At 32.0% G+C, this 15,527-nt stretch carries 6 protein-coding genes; all 6 read left to right on the plus strand.

Annotated features, from left to right (window positions below; all coding sequences use genetic code 11):
* Positions 1-98: 98 nt before the first annotated feature.
* On the plus strand, positions 99-10,478 hold the full coding sequence (locus tag J3495_RS03105; RefSeq protein ID WP_210665106.1) for a non-ribosomal peptide synthetase: 10,380 nt from the start codon (positions 99-101) through the stop codon (positions 10,476-10,478).
* 36 nt (positions 10,479-10,514) lie between these two features.
* A complete protein-coding gene (locus tag J3495_RS03110) occupies positions 10,515-12,143 on the plus strand; it encodes an MBL fold metallo-hydrolase (protein WP_210665107.1) in 1,629 nt (542 codons plus the stop codon).
* Between the two features lie 87 nt (positions 12,144-12,230).
* Entirely contained in the window at positions 12,231-12,932 is a 702-nt protein-coding gene (locus tag J3495_RS03115) for a thioesterase II family protein (protein ID WP_210665108.1), read from the plus strand.
* A 90-nt stretch (positions 12,933-13,022) separates the two neighbouring features.
* Positions 13,023-13,403 (plus strand): BlaI/MecI/CopY family transcriptional regulator, encoded by a 381-nt coding sequence (locus J3495_RS03120; protein ID WP_210665109.1) that lies wholly within the window; start codon positions 13,023-13,025, stop codon positions 13,401-13,403.
* Positions 13,404-13,414: 11 nt separating this feature from the next.
* Positions 13,415-14,770 (plus strand): M56 family metallopeptidase, encoded by a 1,356-nt coding sequence (locus J3495_RS03125; protein ID WP_210665110.1) that lies wholly within the window; start codon positions 13,415-13,417, stop codon positions 14,768-14,770.
* A 70-nt stretch (positions 14,771-14,840) separates the two neighbouring features.
* Positions 14,841-15,206: a hypothetical protein gene (locus J3495_RS03130; RefSeq protein WP_210665111.1), complete on the plus strand. Its 366-nt coding sequence runs from the start codon at positions 14,841-14,843 to the stop codon at positions 15,204-15,206.
* Positions 15,207-15,527 lie beyond the last annotated feature (321 nt).

Below are 15,527 nucleotides of genomic sequence, written 5' to 3' on the forward strand. Positions count from 1 at the left end.
ATACTATTTCTATAAACATCAATCTATATATCTACAAATTGAAAATTAATAGATATTAATTTTGAGTTTCAAAATATAAACAAGTAAAAAATATAATCATGGTTAACGATTTATTTACAAGATTAAAAACACTGAATATCACTTTAAAAGTAGTTAACGATACATTGGATATTAAAGCACCTAAAGGAGTTTTAAATGAAGTGTTATTAAATGAAATTAAAACCAATAAAGAAAGTTTAATTAGCTTAATTAATCAATATTCAGAATCTAAAATAACAGATTACAAACAAATTCCTGCTGCTAAAAAAAGTAATGACTATCCTTTGTCATCATCTCAACACAGATTGTGGGTGCTAAGTCAGATAGATGAATCGAATAGATCTTACAATATGCCAGGAATTCAAATTATAGATGATGAAATTGATGTAGACGCTTTTTTGAGTTCGCTTCGAGATTTAATAAATCGACATGAAGTTCTTAGAACGATTTTTAAGGAAAATGAAAATGGAGAACTTAGGCAGTATATACAATCAGAAGAAGAATTTATTTTTCCATTTGAGCAAATCGATGTTGATAATGATGAGAAAGAGCTTAAAGAAATAATAGAAAAAGAATATACCACTCTTTTTAATTTAGAAAAGGATTCATTATTTAAAGGGAAACTCATCCGCATTAGAGACACCAAATGGATTTTCTCTTTTGTAATGCATCATATTATTACTGACAGCTGGTCTATGAATGTCATAACTAATGAATTATTAGAAAATTATCACACCAGAAAAAATGGTCAGCCTCTTAAAAATAAACCCTTAGAAATCCAATATAAAGACTACGCCGTATGGCAGCAAGAGCAGCTGGTTAATGGTCATTTAGAAAAAGATAAGACCTATTGGTTAGAACATTTAAAAGGCGATTTGCCAACACTGTCCCATTTTGGAGACTTTCCCCGTCCGGCAATAAAAACCTATGCTGGAGGAACAGTAGAGCGTAAAATCGACAAGGCACTTTATCAGCAGTTCAAAAAGTTTTACAAAGCAAATGAAGGCACTTTGTTTATGGGGTGTCTAAGCCTTTTAAATGTAATATTACATAAATACACAGACCAAGAAGAATTTATTATAGGAAGTCCGGTTTCTGGAAGAAGCAATCCTGTGCTTCACGATCAAATAGGTTTTTATGTAAATACCTTGGCACTTCGCACTGCATTCACGTCAAGGGATAGTTTTGAAACTCTTTTCGGTAGGGTCAAGGAAAATACACTTAATGCGTTTAAACACCAAGATTACCCTTTTGATGAACTTTTAGATGATTTAAACATTAAGAGAGATTTAAGCAGGGGTGCATTATTTGACATAATGATTTCTGTGCAAAATGAAAATAATTTACTTCCAATTGATTTGGATCAATACGATAATTTAATTGAAAATAAATCAAGTAAATATGATTTAACATTTACATTTATTGAAGTATCAGATAGCTTAAGCCTGGTAATAGAATACAATAGTGATATTTTTAGTAAAAGGCTGTGTGAGCAACTATTGCTGCATATGGAGCAGCTGCTGGAAGGACTAGTGTCTTCTCCAAAAAAAGAACTCTCCGAGATTTCCTGTTTAAATTCTTTAGAGAAACACGAACTATTGGTGGATTACAATACAACAGAAACAGCATATGAAGAAGGGATTTCTTTACTGGGTTTGTTTAAAGAGCAAGTTGCATTGGTTCCTGATAAGACCGCATTGATCTATGGTGAAATCTCGTTAACCTATACTGAGTTGGATGTTCTGAGCAGTCAATTCAGTCATTATTTGGAGAAGCAAAGTGAATTGGCTTTGGAAGATTTAATAGCCATAGCCTTGCCTAAAAGCCATTGGCAGATCATATCGATCTTAGGTATTTTAAAATCAGGTTGTGCGTATGTCCCAATCGCTTTGGATTATCCACAAGACCGAATAGACTTCATTGTATCCGATACTAAAAGTAAGATTGTGATCACGCCAGAACTCCTATTCGATTTCGAATCCAGCATTGGAGATTATTCAAAAGAAAAAGACATCTGCTCCAGGGACCTATCGAGTTTGGCTTATGTGATGTACACCTCAGGATCTACAGGACGTCCAAAAGGCGTTTTAATAGAAGAGAGAGGTATTATTCGATTAGTGAAAAAGTCAAATTATATCAATATAGGACCTAGTTCCGTCTTATTGTCTACTGGTTCTTTTTCATTTGATGCCACCACTTTTGAATATTGGAGTATGTTACTCAATGGCGGAAAATTAGTTTTATGTGATGAAAACGAGCTTTTGTCGGATGATTTGTCAAAAATAATAAAGGAGGAATCCATTACTATTATGTGGTTTACTGTTGGGTTATTAAATCAGTTAATTGATGAGAATATTCAAATTTTCCAGGGGCTAAAAACCATATTAGCAGGAGGTGATAAATTATCTGTTACTCATACTAACAAGTTGAAAAATTATTATCCGGATTTAGAAATCATAAACGGATATGGTCCAACAGAAAACACCACTTTCTCTTTAACTCATAAAGTAGAAAAAGTCAGCAGTAATAATATTCCCATAGGAAAACCAATTACTAATAGTAGTGCTTATATACTAGATAAAAACAACCATTTGGTACCAAAAGGTGTTGTTGGTGAAATTTCTCTAGGAGGAGCAGGATTATCAAGAGGGTATCTTAATCAGCTTGAATTAACACGTGAAAAATTTATCGCAAATCCTTTTAAAGAAAATCAACGTTTGTACAAAACAGGAGATTTGGGAAGATGGCTGAAAGATGGAACCGTAGAGTTTTTAGGAAGAAAAGACAGTCAGATAAAACTACGCGGATTCAGAATTGAATTAGGCGAGATCGAAAACGTACTGTCTCAGCATGAGTTTATAAATTCGGCATTGGTAGTCGTTCACGAAGATAATCTGGGAGAAAAAGTATTGGTAGCTTATATAACGCTAAGCAGCCCTTTAAATATTCAGGACATCAAACACTGGATGTCAACTCTTTTGCCAGCTTACATGATTCCTCCTTATGTAGAAGTTATCGATAGTTTCCCGTTAACCGTAAACGGAAAAATAGACCGTTCTAAATTACCATTGCCTGAAATCATTACATCAAACAGAACGACAGACTATAAAGAACCATCTACTGCAATAGAAAAAGCACTGGCGCAGTTGTGGGAAGAAGTTTTGAGTGTTTCGCAAATAGGTATTGAAGATAACTTTTTTGATTTAGGAGGCCATAGTTTAAAAGCGACTAAATTAATTAGTAAGATTCATAAGGAATTCCAAGTAAAATTGTATCTAAAGGATTTATTTACTAATCCTACTCTGGTTTCTCAAAGTAAATTAATTATTGAAGGACAGCATTCCGGTTACAACAAAATTCCGGTTTTGGCGAAACAAAATGGTTATCCATTATCGCTTATGCAGCGACGTTTATGGATATTAAGCCAGTATGAAGCAGCTAACATTGCTTATAATATGTCTGGTGCTTATGTTTTTGAAGGAGTATTAGATGTTGCTGTTTTAGAACAAGCATTTATAGAATTAATCAAGCGTCATGAAATCTTAAGGACATCTTTTAAAGAAGATGATCAAAGAGAAATATTGCAATATGTTATTGAGCCTGAAAATATCTCTTTTAAATTAAGGAATATAGATTTGAGAGGAGCAGAGAGATCAGTTCTTGAAAAATTTCTGGCAGAAGATGTATTGGCTCCGTTCAATTTATCTTCAGGTGAATTAATAAAAGCGAGTATCTACAGACAATCAGAAAATAGCTGGGTATTCAGTAATGTTATTCACCACATTATCAGTGACGGCTGGTCTATGGGAATCATTGTGAACGAATTATTACATCTTTATAATACATTATTAATTGGAGAATCAGCGGCATTACCTCCGCTTAACATTCAATATAAAGATTATTCATCATGGCAGCTTAAAGAATTAAGCGATTCCAGATTAGAATTTCATAAAGGATATTGGATCAATCAGTTTAAAGACAATTTGCCAGTTTTGGATTTATCCGGAGGAAAACAGCGTCCTATTATAAAAACATACAACGGTGGTGTTTATAATAAGTTAATACCAACTGAGCTAAGCCATAAATTAAGTGAATTTCTTAAAACACAAGAATCTACTTTGTTCATGGGATTGCTAAGTGCGGTTAACGTGTTGTTTTATCACTACACCAATCAGGAAGACATTACCATTGGCAGTCCAATTGCAGGAAGGGATCACGCCGATTTAGAAAATCAAATTGGGTTTTATGTAAATACTTTGGCCCTAAGAACCCATTTTTCAAAGAACGATACTTTTAAAAATGTTTTATCCAGAGTAAAAGATGTTGTTTTAGGCGCTCACGAACACCAATTATATCCTTTTGACGAGTTAGTTTCATCACTAAATATCACAAGAGATATGAGCCGTAACCCGTTATTTGATGTTCAGGTTATTGTTCAGAATAATCAGGATACTAATCATACAGGATTAAAGAACTTAACAGTTAGTACTTTTGAGGGTGAATTGCCTCATTCTAGTGTGTTTGATTTAGTATTTAATTTTGTCGAATCCCCGCATGGTTTAGGTACAAGTATCATTTATAATAGTGATGTATTTGATTATGAGAGAGTTGAACAATTTGGTAATCATCTGGAGCATTTATTAAATGCTTTATTACAAGATTCAGAACTGTCAATTCAAGAAGTTAAATGGTTATCTCAAGATGAAAAGCAGCATTTATTAGATTTTAATTCAGCAAAAATGGACTATGACAAATCAAAAACGGTCATAGATATGATAAACGAGCAGGTTGTTAATAATCCAGAAGCCATTGCTATAGCTTTTGAAGGTACTGAGCTAACGTATCGTGAATTAAATGAACGTTCGAATCAACTGGCTCATTTTTTACTTGAAAATTATAAGATTCAGGTCAATGATTTTGTCGGAATAATGATGGACAGATCAGAGTTGATGTTCATTGGAATTTTAGGAATCCTTAAAGCAGGTGCCGCTTACGTGCCTATTGATCCTGATTACCCGGTTTCTAGAAAAGAATTCATCTTACAAGATACTAACGTAAAAGTACTGCTTACACAATCAGACTATATCTTTGATTTATCGTATTATCAGGGAGGAATATTTGCAATGGATTTACAACTGGATACTTTAACAGATCTAGTTACCACTCCAGAATTAACCATTTTACCAGAGCATTTGGCCTATATCATTTATACTTCAGGATCTACAGGAAATCCTAAGGGAGTTATGGTAACCCATGGTAATTTGCAGCATTCATTGACACCAAGAAATTATGTTTATGCTCCAATAAAATGTTTCTTATTATTGTCGTCTGTCGCTTTTGATAGTTCAGTAGCAGGAATATTCAGTACATTAAGCAATGGAGGAAAATTAGCGATTACTACGAACGCAAATATTGGTAATATAAATTTTATTGCAGATTATATTGTTTCGCAAAAAGTAAGTCATTTATTAACCGTACCCTCTTATTACAAATTGCTTTTAACGGCTTTGCAAGGTAAAGAAACAGCCCTTGAAGAAGTTACCGTAGCCGGCGAAACTTGCCCGATAAGCTTAATCGAAGACCATTTTAAAAGCAATATAGGCCAGTCAGGCTGTCAGTTATTTAATGAATATGGTCCTACAGAATGTTCGGTTTGGAGTAGTGTTCATAAATACGAAGAAGGAAAACCGGTAACACCAACTATCGGAAAACCAATAGCCAATACCCATATTTATATCTTAAACGAAAAAGAGGATCTGGTTCCCGTAGGTGTAATTGGCGAATTGCACATTGGCGGTAATGGTGTTACAAAAGGATATCTGAATAATCCGGAATTAACCCAACAAAAATTTATAAAAGATCCGTTTAATAAAACGGGTAGGATGTACAAAACCGGAGATTTAGGAAGATGGAATGTAGCAGGAGAAATTGAATTTCTTGGCAGAAAAGACAATCAGGTTAAGGTAAGAGGATATCGTATAGAATTAGGAGAAGTACAATACGCGATTGAACAATCTGAGTTTGTAAAAGCAGCTGTGGTTTTAACAAAAGAAAATAAATCAGGTGACAATGAGCTATTTGCTTATTTATTATCAGATGAAATCTTAAATACTTCGGATCTTAAATACGACCTAAAAGATTTGCTTCCAGGTTACGCCATACCGTCTCACTTTATTACTTTGGCAGCTTTCCCTTTAACACCAAATGGAAAAATAGATACCAAGGCATTATTAGAAATTGGTGGTTCTGAAACCAGAAGCGGAGAAGAATATGCTGCTCCGCAAACGGAAGAAGAAATTGCCTTAGTAAGTATATGGGAAACTATTCTTGACAAAGAAAAAATTGGTGTAAATGATCGATTCTTTGATTTAGGGGGAGACTCTATTAAGGTTCTTAAAATTGTTAACGCTATTTATAATGCAATGCAATTAGAGATTAGTATTTCAGATATCTATGTGTATGACAGTATATCAAAATTATCAGAATTCATAATCAATAATAAGAAATCACTTGATAGCAAAAAAGAAGAGGGTATAGAAGCCAGAAAGAACGTTCTGGACTATATTAATACTTTAAAATACAATGTTTTAGAATCTTTAGATGAAAATAAATCTGAAGCTATAGAGGATTTGTATCCTATGAGTGATATTCAAAAAGGAATGATATACGAGTCTTTATTATATGAAGGAACAAGTATCTATCACGATCAAATGATTAACCAAAGACAATTTGTAAATTTTAACATTTCGGTTTTTAGGCTGGCAATGCAATTGATGGTTGACAAACATGAGATTTTAAGAACAGGTTTTAACATGCAGGATTATGAGCAGGAAGTTCAAATTGTGTATAAAAATGTTGAGGTACCTGTTTTATACGAAGATTTATCTCATTTAGATTCTTTAAAAGAAAAAGAAAATGTTATAGGAGCGTTTCTTCAGTCTGAATTACTAAATCCGTTTGATGTTAGTAATGCACCGCTTTTTAGAATGGCAGCTTTTAATATTGGTGATGATAATATTGTTTTTGTTTCTCAATGTCATCACGCTATTATTGATGGCTGGAGTGATTCTATGCTTTTAACAGAGTTAAATAACTTATATCTGACTCTTTTAGCAGATATCACATTTAAACCTGAAAAAATAAAAGCCAGTTATAAAAACTATGTAATTGAACATGAGATTGATAAAAAAGACACCAAAATCCTGTCGTATTGGAAAGAAGAGTTACAGGATCATAGTAAACTAAACATATTTACCAATACACCTGTAAACAGTATTTACGGAAATGTATTGTCTGAAAATGAAGTAAACGAATTAAAACATCTTGCCGCAAATCTTAGCACGACTATAAAAGAGATTTCTTTGAGTGCTTACTTGTATATGTTAAGTATCTTAAATTCAGATCCGGACGTAGTTACAGGTTTGGTTACCAACAACAGACCAAGTTGCGAAGATGGAGATAAAATTTTAGGATGTTTTTTAAATACAATTCCATTACGTTTTGCCATTGATTATAATGTAACAGTAAAGGATTTTATAATTGAAGTTCAGAATAAATTAATAGTATTAAAAAAATATGAAAGACTTAGTTTATTACAAATAGCTAGTTTGTCTAATAATCAACATGCTAATGAGAATCCGTTTTTTGATGTTTATTTTAACTATGTTGATTTTTACACTTACGATAAGATAAAAAGCGAAATCAATGAAAATGTTAATCAGGACGGAAAAGAAGAAAGCGTTTCATTAATAGGATCCAATAAAACGAATACATTTTTAGATTTTAATGTAAACACCACAGGCGACCTTTATCATGCAAGTCTTTCGTTAACAAAAAAACTGAAATCAGGATTAACAGTAGAACAAGTAAATGATTTGTATTTTTCCATACTAAGATCATTTATTGCTTCTCCAAGTAAATTGCTAAAATCAGTTGATTATTTAGGTGCAGAGGAAAAACATACTTTGTTACATGAATTTAATGATACCAAGCATGAATTTCCTTCTGAAACAACGCTGGCAGATTTATTTGCACAACAAGTAGAAAATGCCCCAAATGAAATTGCATTGGTCTTTCAACAAACAGAATTAACATTCTATCAACTAAACGAAAGATCAAATCAATTAGCAAACTATTTGAGATCCAACTATACGTTAGGTGCAAATGACTTAATAGCTGTAGCATTACCCAGAAGTGAGTGGATGATCATATCAATTTTAGCAATACACAAAATAGGAGGCGCTTATGTGCCAATAGATCCTAAACATCCTCAGGATCGTATTGATTATATCGTTCAGGACAGTTCGAGTGCATTAATCATAGATACTAAAGTACTTAAGGAGTTTCATGTGGCAGAAGAAAATTACTCTAAAGAGAATCTAACATTAATCAATAAACCTACAGATATTGCCTATGTACTTTATACTTCCGGTTCTACAGGAAATCCTAAAGGATGTATACTAGAGCATAGAGGAGTGGTAAATAGAATACAGTGGATGTGGGAAACATTTAATTACACGAACCAAGATGTTATTTTACAAAAAACGACATTCACCTTTGATGTTTCTGTTTGGGAAATTTTCATGCCTTTATGCTGGGGTGCAAAAATGATATTATGTTCAGATGAAGATGTCAGTATTCCTCAAAATATAGAATCATTAATAAAAAATCACAAAGTAACTTGTTTGCATTTTGTACCAAGTATGTTAGATGTTTTTATAGACAGTTTATTTGTTGAATCGTATGATTTTAACAATCTGAGAAGTTTAAAACAGGTTATAACCAGTGGAGAAGCATTGCAATTAAACACCGTTAAAAAGTGGTATGAAAAATTAAAGACTCCTATACAAAATTTATATGGACCAACAGAAGCTTCTATAGATGTTACGTATTATACTACCTCAAAACAAGATGCGGTTATACCAATTGGAAAACCTGTCTGGAATACTTCTATCTACATTCTGGATGCCAATAATAACCTTGTACCTATAGGATGTTCAGGACAAATTTATCTGGCAGGAATAGGACTAGCAAGAGGTTATCTAAACCGCAGGGAATTAACAGAAGAAAAGTTTGTAGAAAATCCTTTTGCCCCGGGAGAAAAAATGTACAAAACGGGAGATATTGGAAAATGGACTTCTGATGGTAATATCATCTATGCAGGAAGAAATGACAACCAGCTTAAAATTAGAGGATTTAGAATTGAATTGGGCGAAATAGAACAATGTTTATTAGAGATTGAAACATTAGATTCTGCAGCTGTATTAGCCAGAAAATCTTCATCAAATGAGTTAGACCTTGTTGCTTTTGTAATAAGTAGTTTGGAGCTGGATGTAAAAGAAATTAAAAATTTCCTACAAAAGAAACTACCTGAGTACATGATCCCTAACTATTATGTTAAGATTGATACGCTGCCACTTACATTAAATGGCAAACTAGATGCAAAAAAATTATTAGCTATTTCTATAGAATCGGGTGCACAGACTATTGAAATAGTAAAACCTGAGAACGATTTGGAAGCAAATATTCTTCAAATATGGAAAGAAGTATTATCTAAAAAAGAAATAAGTGTTACAGATAACTTTTTTGAGATAGGTGGTCATAGTTTAAGAGCGATCAAATTGCAGTCCATGCTAAAAAGAAAACTTGATCTGAATCTTTCCATGAAAGATATTTATAATAGACCAACCATAAAAAAATTGGCTGCAGATGCAGATACATCAAATTCATTACTAATTGACTTACAGGTTAATAATCGTAATAACTCGATTTATTTCATTCCACCATTAACAGGTAGTCCGATCTTGTATCATCCTTTAGCCAAAGTTTTGAGCAGCGAATTTGATTCAATCGGACTACAATACAAAGGTTTTGAGCACCAAGAAGAATTCTGTCAATCTATTGAAGAAATGGCAAAATCTTTCATTGAAGAGATTAAAAATAATCAACCTGACATACCATTTATAGTATTCGGCTATTCTATGGGATCTGCTATTGCATTTGAAATAGTGAGAGAACTCGAAAAACACTATAGCAAGATAGATTTAATCCTGGTAGACAGGCCATCTGTTATAGACATAGATCAACTAGAGTCACAAGACATAGATACTCAGCTCAATTGGTTAATTGTAGAATTCAAGAAGTTTATAAAGCTGGATGAAGATCAAGAGAAACATATTCTGTCTTTTCTAAAAAATAATTTGATGCTTAATTATGTGTACCAACTTGAGGGGAAGATTTCCAGCAATATCTATGCTTTTGAGGCTGCCGATAATCAATCTAAGAGTAATATGCAGAGTTGGCAAAATTACACGACTGGAAATTACACACACCATTATTTATTGGGTACACATTGGGATGCAGTCTCTGAGCAAAATTTTGAAATCTATCGTGAAGTATTCAATAGTATTTATGAAAAAACGAGTATAGAAACAATTTAAAATCAAACAAACTTAAAATATTAAATTATTAAGATCATGGAAATTAAAGAAGAGTATTATTTCAAACCGAACGTTATTATTGGTCCATTAGTAGATAAATGGTACGCCTGGACACATTTAATCTCACCCGCAACGGCAGCAATGAATATTGTTGAACGACATTTAAAAATCATGAATTCATACATTCAGGCACCTATGATTCATGAAGCAGCAGTTAAAAATCCTAAAATGCTGGGAGGTCCTTTTATGGACTATGAAACAAGAAGAGTAGAAGAAGTAAAAGAACTAAAAGCCGATATTCTTGATAAACAGGCTAACGCCATAGCATTATCTGATGCAATAAAAGAATTGGATAGAATGCTAAAAACCAAAGCTAAAGGAGCCTCTCTGGAGCCATTGTACAAAGATGTTCCAGAGATCTTAAAAGGATATGTAGAACTGGTTTATGATTTAAATAACAACGTTTCGTTTCGTTTTTTTGAATCGTTATTGTACAGCAGCCCTTTTTATTCCAAACAATCGCAATCTATTTCCTTATGGGAAACATTAAATGACGAACGTCCGTTTTGTTTAAGCACGCCACAACTAGAAGATCCTAAGGTATTACAGTTGGATATTCCGTTTGATCATAAAGGAATTGATACTTTAAGCAGGATGAAAAGAAATCCGGGATCTATTGAAGACGTTGCAAAAGAATTAGGTGTTACAGAAGATCAAATGGAGTTATTCAAAACTTTTTTTACGAAGAAAGAGCATCCAACCTATAAAAAATATACAGGAGACAAAGCCAGAATGCGTTATTTAGGACATGCTTGTATTTTAATTGAAACCAAAGATGTTAGTATTCTTGTAGATCCTTTAATCAGTTATTATGGATACGAATCTTCAGTAGAACATTTCTCAGATATTGACTTACCGGATGTTATTGATTATGTATTAATAACACATAATCATCAGGATCATATTGTACTGGAAACACTATTGCCTCTTAGGCATAAAATCAAAAACATCATTGTACCTATAACTACAAGCGGTGCACTTCAGGATCCAAGTATCAAATTAGCATTTGAAAGCATCGGGTTTAAAAATGTAATTGAAATAGATGAGATGCAAGAAATTAAATTCGAAAATTGTACTATTACGGGTTTACCATTTACTGGCGAACACAGTGATCTTAACATTAGAGCAAAATCGTGTTTCCATATCGCCATAAATGAACTAAGTTTCTTGTTTGTAGCCGACTCAAGGGTAATGGAGCCAAGACTCTACGAACATATCCATAAAATTAAAGGAGATGTAGATGTTTTATTTTTAGGAATGGAATGTGCAGGAGCTCCTTTAAGTTGGCTTTATGGCTGTCTTATGACCCAGGATATAAATAGAGAAAATGATCAATCTAGAAGATTAGCAGGTTGTGATAGTCAAAAAGGGCTTTCTTTAGTAGATATATTTAAACCTAAAGAAGCTTATGTTTATGCTATGGGAATGGAACCTTGGCTGGAATTTATAAGCAGCATAAAATATACTGAGGAATCTCTTGCTATTATTGAATCAAATAATTTAATAAATACCTGTAAAGACAAAGGGATTATTGCCGAAAGACTGTTTGGAGAAAAAGAATTACTATATGATTATGAAATGAAAAACGAGTTAATGCTTAATTAATTTTACGGATAATCCATAATGAATTAACTTATATAAAACCTTGTTTTGATATGGCAAAACAAGGTTTTATTAATCAATTTTAATTATATGAAAAAAAAGCAACTGTTTTTATTACATTTTGCAGGAGGAAATATATACTCATTTGAATTTTTAAAATCTATTTATACAGATTTTGAAATGATACCAATAGAGCTTCCGGGCAGAGGAAAAAGAATAAAAGAAAAATTATTAACCTCCTATAAAGAGGCAATTAATGATATTTATTCGCAAATCATTACTATGCTCAATGGTGCGCCTTTTATGATTTACGGGCATAGTTTGGGCGCTACTTTGGCATTGGGAGTAACGGATTTATTAGAGAAAAATAATACACAGCCACAATGTTTAATAGTAAGTGGAAACCCTGGTCCTGGCGTTGTAACAGAAAGAGAAAGATCTGATTTAGACAGAGCTGATTTTATCAGTATGCTTAAAGGATTAGGTGGACTAACAGATGAATTATTGCAAAGTGAAGAGCTGCTGGATTTTGTGTTGCCGATACTTAGAGCCGATTTTAAAATAGTTGAGGGAGATACTTTTGTTGAAAATACGATTGTAAAAGCTCCAATCATTGCTGTAATGGGGGATTTGGAGAAATATGTGGGCAGCATTACCAATTGGAAAATACACACACTTTCTGAATTTAATTCCTATGTATTAAAAGGAAACCATTTTTTTATATACAATAATGCTGATAAATTAATTGAAATTTTTGAAGCTAGTTATAAGGAATATAAAATTTTAATGTAGGGAAACATTCTTATAAGTTATTTTTTTTGTAAAAATATTCTTTAGTACGAAAATATTCGTACCTTTAAAAAGTCAAAATTAAAAAGACTTATGGAAAGCAAGAAAGTTGAGCCAACAAAATCAGAAATCGAAATTTTAAGTATACTTTGGAAGCATGGTGCTTCTAGTGTTCGTTTCGTAAATGATAAATTAAATGAAGAAGAGGAACGTGTAGTTAAATACACAACCACTTTAAAGCTAATGCAGATTATGAAAGAAAAAGGTATTTTGTATAGAGATGAAAGTAATATTAAACATTTATATCATGTAGTTGAAGATCAGGAAAAAACTAAAACTTTTTTGTTAGAAACTTTTTTAAGCAAAATATTTGATGGTTCTGTAGAAAATTTAGTGATGCAGTTGGTTGGAAATAAAAAAACCTCAAAAGAAGAGTTGTTAAAGATTAAGAATATAATAGATAAAATGAACTAAACTAGAAGCGAATGGAAGTTATGTATAAAACACTATTGTATGTATTTATTAGTTCTTTTGTCTTTGGTATTATATTGGCAGTTATAACTTATGTATTTATGTTTTTATCTTCACATTGCAAAGCCCAGCTGCGGTATAATGTGTTGGTAATATTCTTATTTGTATTTGTTGCAGCTATTGTGTTTTTTGGAATGACTCATATTAGTAATCCTTATGAAAGCATTCATCATCAGGTTGTTTTGCCCATTTTGTCTCACAACGAAGAAAATTATAATCCTAAAGTGGTACAAATATCAGAATCTTTCCTGTTTTTTAAAACACTATATCTTAAAATTTATGATTTTGCATTAGAAATAACCTTGGTATGGAGTTTCATATTTTGTTACAAAATGATTAAGTTGTTTTTGGTAATTAAAAATATAAAAAGTGTAATATTCAAAAACAAAATAGAGTTGAATGGCGACTGGAATAATAAAATTCAACAATATTGTAAAAAGATAGGAATCAAAAAAAATGTCAAAGTATATCTTTCGTCTGCAATTAGTTCTCCAGCTGTTTTTGGATTTTTTAAACCAATTGTATTAATACCAATCCAACTAACAACGGGATTATCTTCAGATCAACTTGAAGCAGTTATCTACCATGAACTCATTCATATAAAACGGTATGACTCAATTGTAAACTTAGCGCAAAATCTATTAGAAGTAATCTTCTTTTTTAATTTGCCTTTGCTGTGGTTGTCTAATCTTATCAGGATAGAAAGAGAAAAGTGTTGTGATGATGCTGTTTTAAAAATCACCCATAATAAAAAAGATTATATCAGTGCCTTGTACATTTGTGCCGAAATAAATGTAGGAAATCAGGAGCTGGCATTAAGTTTTGCCAGTAATAATGAGATTTTGCTGGACAGAGTAGAACGGATCATACTAGATGGACAGAATTCTTTTAATAAAATTAAGATATCCACATTTTATAGCTTCGCAATGTTCCTTTTTGTTTTACTGATAGGTTTTACTTATCAATTAAAACTTTACAATTTATTTAATATAGTGCCAGAAACTTCGATAAATGAAATTGCCAAAACCCCAGTAGATAATGATTATATTATTTTGACAGGTATTACCTCTAATACATTATCTGAAAAAGAAGGCAGGAATATAGTATCTGTCTTAAACAAAATGATAAACCAAATGAGTCATGAAAAACTTATAATTAATGATGCTGAAAAAGTATCATTTCTATTAGATAATAATCAACTCATTATTAATGGGGAAGCCCAATCCTATAAGATTTTTAATAGATACCAAAGCCAATATATAAAGAAGAGCGATTGGCGTATATGCTATAATTTTAAAATAAAAAAATAAAACGATCTGATTTCTTTTTAGGCTCATGCTAAAAAATCAAATAATCCTAACTAAAAAAACTAAATGAATTATGAAAACAACTAAAGCATTGATTGCAGTTTCGCTAATGATCTTAATCTCGGGGGTTAGCCTAGCACAAAACAATCAAAAAGAACCAAAGGTAAATCAACGAACTTTTACCGGTATTACAGGACAAGCTATAAAAGAGTCTTCGGAGGTAAATAATGTTGAAAAACTAATTGAAGAAATAAGTAATGAAATATATAAAGAAAAATTGGCAGTAGCGGGAGCTGGAAGTTTGTCTTATATGCTTAATAATAAAGAATTTATAATAAACGGAGTCCAGCAGAAATCTGAAATACACCTGAGGTATATGAATAAATATATGAAGAACAATACAAAATGGAACATTTGCAAAAACTATAAGATGAAATAATCGAAGCCTTTTTGCAATTATGCTAAAGTTTGTTTTTTAATAGATTCTTATTAATGCTCTTACTTTTAGAATTAGTATCAATTCAATATTTTCAAGAGTCTAATACTAAATTTTCATTCCTTAAATTTTATCAACCTAAAAAAAGCTTGAGTCTACTTCATGGTATTTCTCAGTGGTTAACTTGTTACATATATTAACTTACATTACACCATTATTTTTGTCCATTTTAGCCTGCGTAAAGCTGGAATGACTAAACAAAGAACATATAAAAAATGATTTTGCAATGAAGGCTCAAATCTATTTAGCTGCTCAAAAAAGTTG

The sequence above is a fragment of the Flavobacterium geliluteum genome (genome assembly GCF_017948595.1).
GTDB classification, from domain to species: Bacteria; Bacteroidota; Bacteroidia; order Flavobacteriales; family Flavobacteriaceae; genus Flavobacterium; species Flavobacterium flavipigmentatum.

Coding starts and splice junctions, on each gene's coding strand:
- J3495_RS03105 (WP_210665106.1), top strand. CDS start 99: ATGGTTAACGATTTATTTACAAGATTAAAAACACTGAATATCACTTTA.
- J3495_RS03110 (WP_210665107.1), top strand. CDS start 10,515: ATGGAAATTAAAGAAGAGTATTATTTCAAACCGAACGTTATTATTGGT.
- J3495_RS03115 (WP_210665108.1), top strand. CDS start 12,231: ATGAAAAAAAAGCAACTGTTTTTATTACATTTTGCAGGAGGAAATATA.
- J3495_RS03120 (WP_210665109.1), top strand. CDS start 13,023: ATGGAAAGCAAGAAAGTTGAGCCAACAAAATCAGAAATCGAAATTTTA.
- J3495_RS03125 (WP_210665110.1), top strand. CDS start 13,415: ATGGAAGTTATGTATAAAACACTATTGTATGTATTTATTAGTTCTTTT.
- J3495_RS03130 (WP_210665111.1), top strand. CDS start 14,841: ATGAAAACAACTAAAGCATTGATTGCAGTTTCGCTAATGATCTTAATC.